Source organism: Flavobacterium sp. ALJ2, from assembly GCF_015594725.1.
Classification (GTDB): Bacteria; Bacteroidota; Bacteroidia; order Flavobacteriales; family Flavobacteriaceae; genus Flavobacterium.
Genome location: NZ_JADNRC010000005.1, coordinates 224,523 through 239,232 on the forward strand (window position 1 = coordinate 224,523; position 14,710 = coordinate 239,232).

The 14,710-nt window shown below is 31.7% G+C and carries 13 protein-coding genes; 2 read left to right on the forward strand and 11 right to left on the reverse strand.

Annotation, left to right across the window (positions count from 1 at the left end; genetic code table 11):
• Positions 1–142: 142 nt before the first annotated feature.
• Positions 143–2,749: an ATP-dependent chaperone ClpB gene (gene clpB / locus IUY40_RS07885; protein ID WP_195736313.1), complete on the reverse strand. Its 2,607-nt coding sequence runs from the start codon at positions 2,747–2,749 to the stop codon at positions 143–145.
• 157 nt (positions 2,750–2,906) lie between these two features.
• On the opposite strand from clpB, the gene ytxJ reads away from it, so the two are divergent.
• Together ytxJ and IUY40_RS07895 are read left to right on the forward strand one after the other, a co-directional pair.
• On the forward strand, positions 2,907–3,296 hold the full coding sequence (gene ytxJ, locus IUY40_RS07890; protein WP_195736314.1) for a bacillithiol system redox-active protein YtxJ: 390 nt from the start codon (positions 2,907–2,909) through the stop codon (positions 3,294–3,296).
• A 16-nt stretch (positions 3,297–3,312) separates the two neighbouring features.
• Entirely contained in the window at positions 3,313–3,855 is a 543-nt protein-coding gene (locus IUY40_RS07895) for an HD domain-containing protein (protein ID WP_195736315.1), read from the forward strand.
• 52 nt (positions 3,856–3,907) lie between these two features.
• On the opposite strand, the gene IUY40_RS07900 is transcribed toward IUY40_RS07895, so the two are convergent.
• The 10 genes from IUY40_RS07900 to IUY40_RS07945 all read right to left on the reverse strand — a co-directional run bounded on the left by IUY40_RS07900 (position 3,908) and on the right by IUY40_RS07945 (position 14,710).
• The gene (locus IUY40_RS07900; protein WP_195736316.1) at positions 3,908–5,107 is read right to left on the reverse strand and encodes a hypothetical protein; all 1,200 of its coding nucleotides are present in this window, start codon (positions 5,105–5,107) and stop codon (positions 3,908–3,910) included.
• Complete coding sequence (locus tag IUY40_RS07905) at positions 5,091–6,089, reverse strand: DUF2157 domain-containing protein (RefSeq protein ID WP_195736317.1); 999 nt, start codon at positions 6,087–6,089, stop codon at positions 5,091–5,093. The genes IUY40_RS07900 and IUY40_RS07905 overlap by 17 nt, the downstream gene beginning before the upstream one ends.
• Positions 6,090–6,207: 118 nt before the next feature.
• Positions 6,208–7,488 (reverse strand): argininosuccinate lyase, encoded by a 1,281-nt coding sequence (argH, locus tag IUY40_RS07910; protein WP_195736318.1) that lies wholly within the window; start codon positions 7,486–7,488, stop codon positions 6,208–6,210.
• A gap of 45 nt (positions 7,489–7,533) precedes the next feature.
• The gene (locus IUY40_RS07915; RefSeq protein WP_195736319.1) at positions 7,534–8,244 is read right to left on the reverse strand and encodes an HNH endonuclease signature motif containing protein; all 711 of its coding nucleotides are present in this window, start codon (positions 8,242–8,244) and stop codon (positions 7,534–7,536) included.
• 51 nt (positions 8,245–8,295) lie between these two features.
• Complete coding sequence (locus tag IUY40_RS07920; RefSeq protein ID WP_195736320.1) at positions 8,296–9,366, reverse strand: M20 family metallo-hydrolase; 1,071 nt, start codon at positions 9,364–9,366, stop codon at positions 8,296–8,298.
• Between the two features lie 89 nt (positions 9,367–9,455).
• Complete coding sequence (gene argB, locus IUY40_RS07925) at positions 9,456–10,229, reverse strand: acetylglutamate kinase (protein WP_195736321.1); 774 nt, start codon at positions 10,227–10,229, stop codon at positions 9,456–9,458.
• A gap of 59 nt (positions 10,230–10,288) precedes the next feature.
• Complete coding sequence (locus IUY40_RS07930) at positions 10,289–11,236, reverse strand: N-acetylornithine carbamoyltransferase (RefSeq protein ID WP_195736322.1); 948 nt, start codon at positions 11,234–11,236, stop codon at positions 10,289–10,291.
• 86 nt (positions 11,237–11,322) lie between these two features.
• Entirely contained in the window at positions 11,323–12,084 is a 762-nt protein-coding gene (gene proB / locus IUY40_RS07935; protein WP_195736323.1) for a glutamate 5-kinase, read from the reverse strand.
• A 236-nt stretch (positions 12,085–12,320) separates the two neighbouring features.
• Positions 12,321–13,517 (reverse strand): glutamate-5-semialdehyde dehydrogenase, encoded by a 1,197-nt coding sequence (locus tag IUY40_RS07940; RefSeq protein WP_195736324.1) that lies wholly within the window; start codon positions 13,515–13,517, stop codon positions 12,321–12,323.
• Between the two features lie 53 nt (positions 13,518–13,570).
• Positions 13,571–14,710 carry an aminotransferase class III-fold pyridoxal phosphate-dependent enzyme gene (locus IUY40_RS07945; protein ID WP_195736325.1) on the reverse strand — a complete coding sequence of 380 codons (1,140 nt, stop codon included), beginning with the start codon at positions 14,708–14,710 and terminating at the stop codon, positions 13,571–13,573.

Genomic DNA, 14,710 nt, shown 5'->3' on the forward strand with positions numbered 1-14,710 from the left:
TAAATAAAGATGAGAACTAAATTAATTTTTTTCTTATACTAATTTAAAAAAAGTTTCATTATTTATTGATTTTCAAATTCATATATAATAATAAAAAAACACCAGCCTTGCGACTGGTGTTTTCAAATTACTAAAAATCAAATTATTGCGTTACTTCTTGTGTTTGATTCCTAAAAACCAATTTACCATCAAAAGCATCTAATAAAATAATGCTATCTGTAGCTATTTTCCCTGCTAAAATTTCTTTTGACAATTGATTTAAAACATCTCTTTGTATCACACGTTTTACTGGTCTTGCACCGAATTGCGGATCAAATCCTTTATCCGATAAATAAGCAACAGCTTCTGGAGTTGCATCCATTGTAATTCCTTGCAAAGCCAACATTTTGGTAACACTTTTTAATTGTAAACCAACAATATGTTTAATATTATCCACTGTTAAAGGCGGAAACAATACAATCTCATCAATACGGTTTATAAATTCCGGACGTACTGTTTGTTTCAATAAAGCAAGCACTTCGACTTTTGCAGCCTCAGTTGCAGCTTCAATGCCTCCTTTTAAATTCTCAAATTTTTCTTGTATTATCTGACTTCCCATATTAGAAGTCATAATGATAATCGTATTTTTAAAATCGGCCAAACGCCCTTTATTATCTGTTAATCGTCCTTCATCCAATACTTGTAATAAAATATTAAATGTATCTGGATGCGCTTTTTCAATCTCATCTAACAGAATTACTGAATACGGTTTTCTACGTACAGCTTCTGTTAATTGCCCACCTTCGTCGTATCCTACATATCCTGGAGGTGCACCAACTAATCTACTCACACTATGACGTTCTTGATACTCACTCATATCAATTCTGGTCATGGCATTTTCATCATCAAAAAGATACTCCGCCAATGCTTTTGCAAGCTCTGTTTTACCAACTCCTGTAGTTCCTAAGAACAAGAAGGTACCAACTGGCTTTTTCATGTCTTGCAAACCAGCTCTACTTCTTCTTACAGCATCACTTACTGCTTCGATTGCTTCTTCCTGACCAACTACACGCTTGTGTAATTCATCTTCTAGATGCAAGAGTTTTTCTCTTTCTGTTTGAAGCATTTTCATTACTGGAATACCTGTCCATTTTGCCACAACTTCGGCAATATCTTCTCTGGTAACTTCTTCTTTAATCAAAGAATCTCCAGATTGGTATTCATGCATTTGTTTTAATAAAACATCTAGTCTTTCTTGAGCTTCTTTTATTTTTCCGTAACGAATCTCGGCTACTTTTCCGTAATCACCATCACGTTCTGCACGATCTGCATCCTGTTTAAAGTTTTCAAGTTCTAATTTTACAGCTTGAATTCCATCTACTACATCTTTTTCAGATTTCCATTTGGCGTAGATTTCATTACGTTCTTCTTTTAAATTAGCCAATTCCATTCCTAAAACCTTGAGCTTGCTTTCGTCTTTCTCACGTTTTATGGCCTCAATCTCAATTTCTAATTGCATTATTTTTCTATCCAAAACATCTAATTCCTCGGGTTTTGAATTGATTTCCATACGCAATTTAGATGCAGCTTCATCCATTAAATCAATCGCTTTATCCGGTAGGAAACGATTGGTAATATAACGTTGAGAAAGCTCAACAGCGGCAATAATAGCTTCATCTTTTATCTGAACTTTATGATGTGTTTCATACTTTTCTTTGATTCCTCGTAAAATTGAAATCGCACTTTCAGTATCTGGTTCCTCAATTATAATTTTTTGGAAACGACGTTCTAGTGCTTTATCTTTTTCAAAATATTTTTGGTATTCATCTAAAGTTGTTGCGCCAATCGCTCTTAATTCTCCACGAGCCAAAGCTGGTTTTAGAATATTAGCCGCATCCATTGCGCCTTCTCCTCCACCTGCTCCAACAAGTGTATGAATCTCATCTATAAACAAGACAATATCACCTTCGGCAGCTGTAACTTCTTTTACTACCGATTTCAATCGTTCTTCGAACTCACCTTTATATTTTGCCCCTGCAATTAATGCTCCCATATCAAGCGAAAACACAATTTTATCCTTTAGGTTTTCTGGCACGTCACCATTAACGATTCTTCGTGCTAAACCTTCCGCAATTGCAGTTTTACCAACTCCGGGTTCACCAATTAACATTGGGTTATTTTTAGTTCTACGTGTTAAGATTTGTAATACACGTCTAATTTCTTCATCTCGCCCGATAACAGGATCTAATTTTCCTGTACGTGCTAATTCATTTAAGTTTTTAGCATATTTATTCAATGAATTATATGTTTCTTCTGCAGATGCTGAAGTTACACGTTCTCCTTTACGTAATTCATCAATAGCAGCTTTTAAGCCTTTGTTTGTTACTCCTTGATCTTTTAAAATTTGAGCAACTTTGCTTTTTGAATCAAAAATTGCAAGCATTAAATGTTCGATTGAAACGTATTCATCGTTCATTTTTTGTGCAATAATCTCTGCTTCATTCAATGCTTTATTTGCATCTCTAGAAAGCATTACATCTCCTCCCGAAACTTTCGGGAAGCTTTGAATTGTGCTATCTAGAATTTGAAGAAATAAAGGCACATTTACATTGAGTTTTTTCAAAATAAATGGCGCTACATTTTCATCAACTTCAAAAATAGCTTTGAAGATATGTTCATTCTCTATTTGCTGTTGACCATTTCGTTGAGCCAACTGCTGAGAAAGCTGAATAGCTTCTTGTGATTTGATTGTAAATTTATTTATGTTCATCTTTATATTGATTTATGTTTTATGATTCTATTTTAATAAGTAACTTTGTTTATTATTTCTCAAAATATATTCCACAACAATAAAACAGACAAAATGTCGCTTAAAATTCAATTTTCATTGCCTTAAGGTGTCAAAAAGTCATAAATAACGACAAAACATGAGTTTTCTATCATCACTATTTGGAGATTCTGATCAGAATAAATCATCAGAAACCAAAATAAACTGGATTCCCTTAACAAATTTAGACCAATTAGACGAAATCGTAACTGAATCTAAAGATAAGCAAATTCTTATATTCAAACATAGTACAAGATGTAGTATCAGCAGAATGGCTCTAAAACAATTTGAGAAAGAGTTTGATTTAGACACTAAAGTTAAGGCTTATTTTCTTGATCTAATAGCACATCGCGATGTTTCGAATGAAATAGCATCTCGTTTTAATATTATTCATCAATCTCCTCAATTATTACTTATCAAAGACGGAAAATCGATATATGATGTTTCACACAGCGATATTGATGCTGAAGCGTTGAAAAGTAAAGTGTAATTTTCAATAAAACCAAATGAATATTCAATCAATTTATCAAAAAACAATCATTTTTGCTACTCTTAAACATTCAGAAAGTAATCAACTCATTCCTGATTCTCAACTACCCTATGTTGTTCATTTAAGCAATGTGGCAATGGAAATTTTAATTGCTGCAAACAATACAAAGGAATTTGATATAAACTTTGCTACTCAAGTTGCATTGTTACACGATACATTAGAAGATACAACCACAACATTTAGCGAATTAGAACTTGAATTTGGAATTGAAATAGCTGAAGGAGTTTCTGCACTCACAAAAAATGATAATTTACCAAAAGAAGAAAAAATGCCTGATAGCCTGAATCGAATTTTAATTCAACGAAAAGAAGTCTGGGCTGTGAAACTAGCAGATAGGATAACAAACTTACAAAAGCCTCCTAAAACTTGGGATAATCTTAAAAAAAGAAAGTACAAAAAAGAAGCTGAAAGAATTTTAGAAAAATTAAAAGGAGCAAATCAATATTTAGAAAATCGTTTACAAATAAAAATTCAAGAATATGAATCTTATATCGATTAAAACATTCCTGACTTAACAAGACTATTTTCACTCTCTTATTCAGTTTTTTTAATTAAAAACTGCCTCCTGAACCTCCTCCACTGAAATCTCCTCCTCCAAACTCCATTGGTGATTCCTCAGGCTTAACTTCTGGCTTCATCCCAAATGTAGAAGCTATAATCAAAGCTTCGGCATTTAATAGTGAATTTGAGTTATCAAATCGGTCTGATTTAAATGTTACTCCTTTTTCATTGTCTCTTAATTTTCTTATCGAAAAATAAGTAAATGCAAAAAGCAACAATCCTCCAAAAGTCAAAGCAACTTCTGTTGGTAGAACATGATGATAGGTTCTGAAAGTAAAAATTGAAAAACAAAAAGATAAAAAACCTATCCAAAGCAAAATTCTATCTTTATTACGTATTCCAAAAAACAAATAAAGAACCGGAACTATAAACGTAAATATCCAAAAGAATAACGCAAATGGTATCTCTGGGCTTATTTCACCATACCAATATCCTCCAATAAGAGTAGCCGAAAGCTCTTTTACAGCCAGATAATTTCCTGAAAAATAAAATAAGATTAAGCCAAAATTTTTCATTAATAAAATTCCATTATAATAAAAGGGCTCTGCCAATTTTTTAAGAAGTACTTTACTAATACAATACATTCCAATTGCATAAAGCATTAACACAAACGGTAAAATAACGCTCCCTAACTCAATATAATTAAAGAACACAAATCCTAATGTTGTAGTCGATGCTAAGCAAAAAATTAATACCGAAGACAAGTGCAAATAACGTAAATACAGCAAAAAAGAAACTACGGTTACAGCAATCATACTTGACAACATATCTGCATTATTAATTCGCAATATACTTGTTGAAAAGGACATTGCAACAGCTATAGTCAAAGTTAATTGTGCTCCTAATACAAAAGCATCGTCTAAACCATATCCATAATATTTTTGTTTTGCCAAAAATTCCGTCCCTAAAAATCCAATAATTGCGAATAGATAAACTAAAGCAATAATAAAATCATTAGAGGAGCTACCTATTCCTAATAAAGAAACTGTCCCGCAAATAGACGAATACAGAAAGACTCCTAATAAAAAGAACCCAATACGAATTAATACATTATCTTGACTTTTAAGTACTGGCAATTCTTTAGAAACAGTATCTAATTGCTCTTTAGTTATAAAATTAGCTTTCTGTAAGTTCTCAGCTTCATCGACCAAAAAAACATCCTTCAATAAATTCTTATCGTATGCTATCATTTGCTTTTTGTTTATTGAAGTTTTTAATTAATTTGATAAATAAAATAATAGATCCTATTATATAAAAAGGAGTTAAAACCATTATAAATTCAAAAAAATCATCGGCATTTATAAACTCTAAAAATTTAAAAACTATAATGTTAATACCAATGTAAGCGTATATAATTGTAAACACAAATAAAGAAATTGCGGGAATTTGATAACTTACATTGTAGAAATAATAAGTAGAAGCTCCTAAGACAATTACAAAAATTAACCAATAACTTTGGAATAGATTGTTGATCGCAGCAATACTTATCAAATGCAAAGCATAAGTAAGGTAAATAAAATTAAAATGTATTTTTAAATTAATCTTTGTGCTATAAATAGTCCAAAGAATTAACAAACCTCCTAATATAATTGCTGAATAACTTAATGCATCTGTAGTATAAAAATCATTACTAAGTAAGGTTTGCGGACTTACCGAAAGACCTATATAAGCTGCTAAACCTGTTACAGCAATTGTTAATACACTTTTATTATCAAAATAATAAGCACAAAAGAAACTAATGATTGTAGGCACTAATGTTGCTAAACCATAATGAGTCCCGAATAGCTCATATTGAAATTGAATGTACCCTACGAAAATACAGCTCAGAATTGTCGCTGTGAGGACTAAATATTGTAATACTGGATTTTCAAAACTGGAGTCTTCTTTTTGAAATCCTTTTGAGTTTTTAAAGCAAAAATAAAAACAGATTACTGTTACAATTAATAATAATGATAAAATAGCTATGTGTCCTATTGTATCAATGTTTTGATAAATTAAGATTCCAATTCCTGTTGTAAATAACAAAACCGATAGGTATAGGAATAATTTTAATTCGTTATGTAGCGAAAAAATCCCTAAACTACGATAGGCTTTTACCTGTACAAATTGTTCTTCGGTAATTAAGTTCTTCTCAAAAAGTTTTTGAGTTGCCTGTTCATCAAATTGTGTCATACTATTACTTTAAGATAACTATGTATCAAATATATGTATTTAGCATGAATTTTCTGTTTTCAATAAAAAAGGATTTACTAAAAAAATGCGCTATGAAATCATAGCGCATTTTCATGAATTAATAAGAACTCTTCATCTTCTCTTTTATAGCATCTAAACACAAATTATTAATACTTCCTTCATGTGTATGTTTTGTTTCTTTAGGCGACTTAAACGTACCGTTTTCAAGTTGTTCGGCAACTTCTTTATATGCATCTCTAAACGGCATTCCTGCTACAACCATCTCATTTAATGTATCTACTGTAAACAAGTAATCGTATTTTTTATCTTCTAAAATATGGTCTTTTACCGCAATGTCTTTTATGGAGAAAATTGCAATGTCTAAACAAGCTTTTAGGTTTTGAATTGCTGGAAACAATCCTTCTTTTAAAAGTTGTAAATCTCTATGATAGCCACTTGGTAAGTTATTTGTAATTAAAGTAATTTCATATGGTAATGCTTGTATTTTGTTACATTTACCACGAATTAATTCAAATACATCAGGGTTCTTTTTATGTGGCATAATGCTCGAACCTGTTGTAAGATGCGATGGTAAACTGATAAAATCAAAATTCTGACTCATATACAAACAAACGTCCATTGCAAATTTAGATAATGTAGCTGCAACACTACTCATTGCAAAAGCGACTGTTTTCTCTGCTTTACCGCGACTCATTTGTGCTGCTACTGCATTGTACTTTAAAGTTTCAAATCCTAGCTCTTTTGTTGTAAATGTTCTATTTATAGGAAATGAACTTCCATAACCTGCCGCTGATCCTAATGGATTTTGATCTACAATTTTGGCAGCAGCATTAAGCATCGTAATATCATCAATAAGACTCTCTGCATAAGCCGAAAACCACATTCCGAATGAGGATGGCATTGCAATTTGCAAATGTGTGTATCCTGGCAATAATACATTTTGATGCTTTTCTGCAGATTCCATTAACAAGTCAAAAAGGCTTTTTACTTGTTCTTTTAATGCTTTTACTTCATCTTTAAGATATAAATGCACATCGACCAAAACTTGATCGTTACGTGAACGTGCTGTGTGGATTTTCTTTCCTGCATCGCCTAATTTCACCGTTAGTAAATATTCAATTTTGGAATGCACATCTTCAAAACTATCTTCGATTACGAAATTTCCTTTTTCGGCATCTTCAATGATTTCGTTTAATGCATCCACTAATGAATTGGTTTCATCTGCAGTTAAAAGCCCAATTTGCCCCAACATTTTTGCATGTGCAATTGAACCTAATGCGTCATATTTTGCTAGGACTAAATCAAGTTCTCTATCGTTTCCAACAGTAAATTGTTCGATTTGTTTGTCAGTTGGTATTCCTTTTTCCCAAAGTTTCATAGGTAGATTTTTAGATTTTTAGAAACAAATGTTTCTTGTGTATTATTATTTTTTAAAAATATAATCATAATGAAACTCCAAGTACTTATGATTGCCATTTTTTATTTTAATCTTAATGTTTTCATTTACACCAATCTTTTCAATATCTTTTAATTGATTTGATATCTTAATCAAACCATTTTTGTCAAAAGTGATAAAACCCAAATCAAACAATTTATCATAAGTTGGTAAAAGTAAAAGTCCATTAAATTTATCAACTTTTTCAAGATTATCGGACATTTTCCATGGCTTTATATGTGATGCAATCAAAAACCTTACATCCTCATAACCTGATATACTGCATGCGTTCCAGAGATTTATTAAATCATCTCTGAATTTCCCTTGACCAATTCTACTTAAAATAATGGATTCTTTTTCTAATTTACTTAGATTATTATTATTTTTAATTTCATCAATTTCATCTAAAGAATTATCAAGTTGATTTCTATGCATTTCTAAAAACTCAATATATAAATCAAGTGATCGACTATACATTCTATTTCCAGTTTTATTTTTTATATAAAATTCATCATAACTAAAATACTCATCTCTAATCTTAAGAACTTCTTCAGAATTAGTGATCTCATATAAATCAATTTCTTTTCCCAAAGAATTTTTAAAATGATTTGAAATTGTTGTTATAGTATTTGAATACTTTTCAGATTTAGAAATTGAATCTTTATTTTCTTTAATCCAATTGTCAAATTTTGTTTTCATAATCTATGACTTAATTAATAATAACAATTCTCAAAGTTTTTGGTAAAGAAATTATAATTCAAAAAAATCTGCCAATATTTTAATATACAATTCGATTCCTTCTTCAATTTCGTTGATAAAAATAAATTCGTCTGCCGAGTGTGAACGCAATGTTTCTCCTGGTCCTAACTTTAATGACTGGCAGCTTAAAACGGATTGATCCGAAAGCGTTGGCGAACCATAAGTTGTTCTTCCTAATGCGATTCCAGCCTGAACTAAACCATGCTCAACTGGGATTGAGGAAGCGTTAAGATGCATCGACCGCGGTGTTACTTCAGCTTTTACATTGGCTTTTACCACTTCTAAAATTTCGGTATTTGAATAACAGTCGTTTACACGAATATCGACTACCAAATCACATTCTGACGGTACTACATTATGCTGTTTTCCTGCATTTATCTGAGTTACAGTCATTTTTACAGGCCCTAACACATCGGATATTTTATCGTATCTATAGTTTCTAAACCATTCCATTATTGGAATAGCATTGTATAATGAATTATCTTCATTTTGATGCGCTGCGTGGCTTGCTGTACCTTTTACCTTAACATCTAGCACTAATAACCCTTTTTCGGCTACAGCCAATTGCATCAACGTAGGCTCCCCTACAATGGCGCAATCCAACTCTGGTAAATGCTGTAAAACACTATTTAATCCATTTTTCCCACTGCTTTCTTCTTCTGCAGAAGCTACGATTACCAAATTATATGGTAACTTTTCGTTGTTATAAAAATGTACAAACGTTGCCAATAACGAAACCAAGCATCCTCCTGCATCATTACTTCCTAATCCGAATAATTTGCCATCTTTTACAATTGCTTTAAAAGGATCGTTTGTATATGCCTGGTTTGGCTTTACTGTATCGTGGTGCGAATTAAGTAAAAGTGTTGGTTTCTTTTCATCAAAATACTTGTTGAAAGCCCACACATTATTGTTCTCTCTCTTAAAAGGAATTTCGTTTTGATTGAACCAATTTTCGATTAAAAGTGCCGTTTTATCTTCCTCACTTGAAAATGAAGGGGTTTCGATTAAACTTTTCAATAATGCTATTGCTTCTTGCTGGAGCGTTTCTATATTTTTCATTTTTTAAATAGGTACTGAAGTACTAAGATTCTGTATTTTCTAAGATTGCAAAAATCATAGTTTCTTAGAAACTTAGCAACTTTTTTCTTTTATAATTTAATCGTTGTATGCAATATACTCGAATTTTGCAACATACTATGATGTCCGATTTTTATGATCTGAACTCCCTTAGATAAGCTATTAAAACAATTATCTAGCTTAGGAATCATTCCAGAATGAATCACCTTTTCGGCTTTTAGTTTTTCGTATAATTCGGCATTTATTTCGGTAATTACTGAGTCATCATCTTCTGAATCTGACAAAACACCTTGTTTTTCAAAGCAATATGTAAGTGTAACATCAAAAACTTCGGATAAGGCAATCGCTAATTCACTTGCAATTGTATCGGCATTTGTGTTTAGCAATTGTCCGTTTTTATCGTGTGTAATTGCACAAAAAACTGGTACAATTTCATTTTCTAGTAATGTAGCTAGTAATTTTGTATTAACTTGCTTTACATCACCCACAAAACCATAATCGATTGTTGGATGATTTCTTTTTGTTGATTGGATTAAATTTCCATCAGCTCCTGAAAATCCAATTGCATTATTATTTTTAGACTGTAATTGCGCTACAATATTTTTATTAATCTGACCTGCGTAAATCATCACCACAACATCTAGCATTGCAGCATCTGTTATACGTCGACCATCAATCATTTGCGGAACCAAACCAATACTTTCTGCCATTTTTGTAGCCGATTTTCCTCCACCGTGAATCAATACTTTATGTCCTTCTATCTTAGAAAAATCGGTTAAAAACTGCTCTAATTCTGATGGATTATCAATTATATTTCCACCTATTTTTATTACTGTAACTTTCATTTTTTTTGAGGTTCTGAGGTACTAAAATTCTGATTTTATAAGTGACTTAGTAACTTAAATTACAATTTCTTTAGAATCTTCTGTAACACTAATTGTGCTGAATATGTTCTGTTATTTGCTTGTTCTATTACAATAGAATTTTCGCTATCTAAAACTTCATCACTCACAATTACATTACGACGAACTGGGAGACAATGCATGAATTTTCCGTTATTGGTTAATGCCATTTTTTCGGCAGTAACAGTCCAATTTGGGTCTAAATTGGTTACTTTTCCGTAATCGTTAAAATTACTCCAGTTTTTCACATATACAAAATCAGCATTTTCGAATGCTTTATCTTGATCATATTCAATTTTGCAATCTTTTGTTATTTCTGGACTCAATTCATATCCTTCCGGATGCGTAATTACAAAATCCATATTCTTTTGCATTTGCATCATTTCTACAAATGAATTAGCTACTGCCTGAGGTAAAGCCTTAGGATGTGGTGCCCATGAAAGGACTACTTTAGGTTTATGTTTGGTTTTATATTCTTCCATTGTAATTGCATCTGCCAGAGATTGCATTGGATGACGAACTGCACTTTCCATATTTACAATAGGTACTGTTGCGTGTTTTATAAATCCTGAAATAACTGTTTCAGCATAATCTTTTTCTTTATTTTCTAAACCTGCAAAAGCTCTAATGGCGATAATATCACAATATTGTGAAACTACTTCGGCAGCTTCTTTAATATGCTCTGAAGCTCCTGAGTTCATAATTGCTCCGTCTTCGAACTCTAGTGTCCAGCCTTCATTGGTAAAATTCATTACCATTACGTTCATCCCAAGGTTTAAAGCAGCTTTTTGCGTACTTAAACGTGTTCTTAAACTTGGATTAAAAAATAACATCCCTAAGGTTTTATTCTTACCTAGGTGTTGATTTTTTAGTGGCTTTTTCTTGATTTTTAACGCACTCTTAACCCATTTTGATAATGAGTTGATATCTTGAATTGAAATATAGTTCATTGTTTTTTAAATTAATTTAGATAATGTGATAATTAGAAAACTGGATAATTTGCATTATCTAATTTACTCATTAGATTATTTACTCATTAGATTATTTTAGTAAAAGGTATTTCTTTTTTTAATGCTTTTAAAATGAAATTATCTTCTAATCCGTTTACGATCCAGGTTTCGATATTTGCTGCTTTGGCAATTGCTGCAGCTTCAATTTTTGATTGCATTCCTCCTGTTCCATGTGTTGACTTAGATTCTCCAATCTCTTTTTCTAAAAGCTGTAAATCATTTACCAAAGCTATTGTTTCTGGTACTTCATTATGGATAGATGCTTTCGTATAAATTCCGCTTGTGTTTGTAGCAATTATCAAAATATCTACATTTAATAAAACGGCTGTTAATGCTGCTAATTTATCGTTATCTCCAAACTGAATTTCATCAGTTGCAACGGTATCATTTTCATTGATAATCGGAATATAGTTGTTCTCAACCAAAACATTAATTGTATTTACAATATTGATTTTGGATTGTTCTTTTTCAAAATCAGAATAGGACAACAAACATTGCGAGGTCAATAATCCTAAATCACTAAAGTTCTCATGGAAAATCCGCATTAAATGAGGTTGCCCAATCGAAGCCAAAGCTTGTTTTACAATAATCTCTTTGCCTTTGCTTTCTAATTTCACAAATTGTTTTGCTGCTGCAATAGCTCCTGAACTTACAATCACAAATTCATATTTGTCATTTAAAGCTGCAATCTGCATTCCAATATCCTCAATCTTTCCTCTCGAAATATGATTGGTTTCTTTGGTTAAGGTATTGCTTCCTATTTTTAATAAAATCCTTTTTTTAGTCATTTTTTTTAAGTGGCTAAGGTTCTGAGTTTTTATATTGTAAATTTTCTTTTAACTGTATATTTTTTTAACCGCAATCCCGATAACTATTGGGAGCGCAAGATTTTTATTTTCTAAACCTTTATAAACGCTAAGTTCACTAAGCCATATCTATAACTAAATTTTAAAATCTAAAATCGTTTATCATCAATCTAAAATCTGAAATTCTAAGATAATCTAAGAAATCTAAATTATCTAAATTATCTAATTTGCCCTTCTCCATAAATATACCATTTATTCGTAACCAGATGTTGCAATCCAATTGGTCCTCGCTGGTGCAGTTTATCTGTGCTAATGGCTAATTCTCCACCTAAACCAAGTTGCCCGCCATCTGTAAATCGAGTTGATGCATTATGATAAACTGCTGCTGCATCTATAGATTCCATAAATTCCTGAGCAACAGCTTTATTTCTTGTGATAATTGCTGCTGAATGTCCACCACAATATTTATTTATTTTTTCAATAGCATGTTCCTCTGAGTCAACTGTTCCGATAACAATTTTATAATCTAAAAACTCTTCGTACCAAATATTTTCATCCTTAAAAACTGTTGTATTTTTAAATGAAACCAAGGTATTATCTACAATAATTTCAACTTTCGATTCGTCTAGTTCTTCGATTAAAATAGCCAAAAATCCTTCGAAATTTGGCAATCGTGAATCTACCAGAACTTTATCTACTGCATTGCAAGCTGAAATTTTGGATGTTTTTGCATTCAAAATCACTTTCAAGGCAATATCTGTATTTGCTTCTTTATGAACGTAAACAAAATTATTTCCCCGTCCGCTTACGATTACAGGGCAAGTGGCATGTGCTTTTACAAACTCTATTAATTTTTCGCCTCCACGCGGTACAATTAAATCTACTTTTTGTGTGGGTTTTTCTAAAAAAGTTTGTGTTTCTTGCCGATTAAAATTTAAATATTCTACCCACTCTGTCGAAACATTATTCTCTTTTAAAGCCTGATGCCATAAACTCACAATCTCTAAATTTGATTTCAATGCTTCTTTTCCGCCTTTAAGTAAAATTTTATTTCCCGATTTAAAGGCAATTCCACCAGCTTCGATAGTTACATCGGGTCTTGATTCGTAAATAATTAATATCGTACCAAAAGCTGCCGTTTTATTACTGACTTTAATTCCGTTATCGTGTACAAAATGAAACCTTTCCACACCAACTGGATCTTCCTGAGATGCCAATTGGTTCAATGACAAAATCATTTCATTAATCTTGGCATTATCGACTTTTAAACGTTCTTCCATTGCTAAATCGGAGCCATTGTAAGCGGCTAGATCTGCTTGATTTGCCAGAATAATTTGGTTTCTTTCTTCATCGACAAGCTTTGCCATAGAGAGTAAAACCAAATTTCGCTTTTCAATTGATAATTGGTGGTTCATAATTTTTGTAGTTGGTTGTTGGGTAGTTGTTGTATGTAGTTAGCAATGAAAAACTAGTGTCCTAATTCAGTTAAACTCTCTTTCAATGCTACAATGAATGTATCGATATCTGATTTTTTCACTGTTAATGATGGCAAAATTCTTAATAGATTTTTGTTGTTGGCACTTCCTGTAAAAATATGTTTCTCTACAATTAATTTTTTGCGAAGCGCACCGATTTCAAAATCAAATTCCACACCTAACATCAATCCTCTTCCTTTTACTTTTATAATTTGAGGTACTTGCTTGATTTGCTCAAAAAAGTAAGCAGAAACTTCATTTACATTATCCTGTAATTTTAATTTTTCCATTACATCCAAAACTGCAATTCCTGCTGCACAAGATAAATGACTTCCTCCAAAAGTAGTTCCTAACAATCCGAAACTAGCTTCAAATTCTGGAGAAATTAAAATCGCTCCAACCGGAAAACCATTCCCCATTCCTTTTGCTACCGAAATAATGTCAGCCTTGATATTATGATGTTGGTATGCAAAAAACTTTCCGCTTCTTCCATAACCTGATTGTACTTCGTCTAAAATTAAAACTACACCATGTTTTTTACAAGCTTTTTCTAAAGCCTGAAAAAATTCGGTTGTCCCTTCATCCAAACCACCTACTCCTTGAATTCCTTCGATAATTACACTAGAAACATCTCCTTTTTCAAGTTCTGCTTCTACTAATTCGATATTATTAAGAGGCAAGAAAGTAACTACTTGCTGTGCATTTATTGGAGCTACGATTTTTTTGTTATCTGTAACCGCAACTGCTGCTGAAGTTCTTCCGTGAAAAGAATTATCAAAAGCAACAACTCTTGATTTTCCGTTATGAAAAGAAGCTAGTTTCAATGCATTTTCATTTGCTTCTGCACCTGAACTGCATAAAAACAATTCATAATCTTCTAATCCTGAAAGTTTCCCTAATTTCTCCGCTAATTCTACCTGCAAAGGATTCTGAATTGCATTAGAATAAAAACCTAAATTATCTAATTGATTTTTAAGTTTCGATACATAATCTGGCTGTGTGTGACCAATAGAAATTACTCCATGACCACCATATAAATCTAAATACTTAACTCCGTTATCATCTATAATTGTGCAATCTATTGCTTTTACAGGAGTTATGTCATAAAGTGGGTATACGTTAAATAAATTCAT